The 1,499-nt window shown below is 67.0% G+C and carries 1 protein-coding gene and 1 pseudogene; both read left to right on the top strand.

Features of this window, described 5'->3' with window-relative positions:
- Window positions 1-217 (top strand): annotated as a pseudogene (locus EGJ34_RS21670) (DNA polymerase Y family protein); the annotation flags it as partial.
- Window positions 214-1,499, top strand: a 1,286-nt coding sequence (locus EGJ34_RS21665; RefSeq protein ID WP_125362445.1) for a PHP domain-containing protein, incomplete at its 3' end; no start/stop codon positions are given. The pseudogene EGJ34_RS21670 and the gene EGJ34_RS21665, both read left to right, overlap by 4 nt.

The following is a 1,499-nucleotide window of genomic DNA, read 5'->3' as shown; positions in this document are numbered from 1 at the left end:
GCGCCCGGGCTGGCTGCTGCCGACCCCGCAGCCACTGCGCGACCCGCAGCTGCGCATTCTGTCCGGACCGGAACGGATCGAGTCGGGCTGGTGGGACGAAGGCGATGTGCGTCGCGACTACTACGTGGTCGAAACCGGCACCGGCCAGCGTGGCTGGGCCTACACCGCCGCCGGGGCCCGCCACGGCCCGTTCATGCTGCACGGCTGGTTCGCATGAGCACCGGGCTGCCCGACTACGCCGAACTGCATTGTCTTTCGGCCTTCAGTTTCCAACGCGGCGCCTCGATTGCCGACGAACTGTTCGAGCGTGCCCGGGAACAGGGCTACCGCGCGCTGGCGATCACCGATGAGTGCTCGCTGGCCGGCATCGTCCGCGCCTGGCAGGCGGCGAAGAAGCACGGACTGGCGTTGATCACCGGTGCTGAATTCCAGATCGAAAACGGCCCCAAAGTAGTGTTGCTGTGCACCGACCTGTCCGCCTATGCCGCGCTGTGCCAGCTGATCACCACCTGCCGTCGGCGCGCGCCCAAGGGCCAGTACCAGTGCCTGCGCGAAGACTTCGACGCGCTGCCGGAAGGCCTGCTGTGCCTGTGGCCGGCACGCACGCCCAGTACCGAAGATGCACGTTGGCTGCAGGCGCGTTTTCCGCAGCGGGTGTGGCTGGCGGTGGAGCTGCACCGCGAGGCCGACGACGTGGAACGGCTCGAGGCGCTGCTGGAATTCGGCTACGCCCACGACATCCCGCTGGTGGCCAGCGGCGATGTGCACATGCATGTGCGCCGCCGCCGCGCGCTGCAGGACACCCTGACCGCGATTCGCCAGCACTGCACCGTGGCCGATGCCGGCTGGCACCTGTTTCCCAATGGCGAACGCCACCTGCGCACGCGCCAGGCGCTGGCCGCGCTGTATCCGCTCGAACTGCTGGAAGAAACCCTGCGCATTGCCGCGCGCTGCACGTTTGATCTCAAACAGCTGCAATACACCTACCCGCATGAACTGGTGCCGGCGGGCCATGACCCGGCCAGCTGGCTGCGCGTACTGGTCGAAGAAGGCATCCGCTGGCGCTGGCCGGGTGGCACCTCGACGAAACAGCGCGACCTGATCGAGCACGAACTGAAACTGATCAACGGCAAGCAGTACGAATCGTACTTTTTGACCGTGCATGACATCGTGCGCTACGCCCGCAGCCAGCAGATCCTCTGCCAGGGCCGCGGCTCGGCCGCCAACTCGGTGGTGTGCTTCGTGCTGGGCGTGACCGAAATCGACCCCAGCCACATGGAACTGCTGTTCGAGCGTTTCATTTCCGCCGAGCGCGATGAACCACCGGACATCGACATCGACTTCGAACACGAACGGCGCGAGGAAGTGCTGCAGTACGTGTTCAACCGCTACGGCCGCGAACGCGCCGCGCTGACCGCCGTGGCGATCAGCTACCGTGGGCGCAGCGCGGTGCGCGACGTGGCCCGCGTGCTGGGCCTGCCGCCGGACCAGGTCAACGA

It is taken from the genome of Stenotrophomonas sp. 278, assembly GCF_003935715.1.
Lineage (GTDB): Bacteria > Pseudomonadota > Gammaproteobacteria > Xanthomonadales > Xanthomonadaceae > Stenotrophomonas > Stenotrophomonas maltophilia_AH.
Note: the sequence above shows the minus strand (reverse complement) of the source record. Positions and strands in the feature narration are given on the sequence as shown.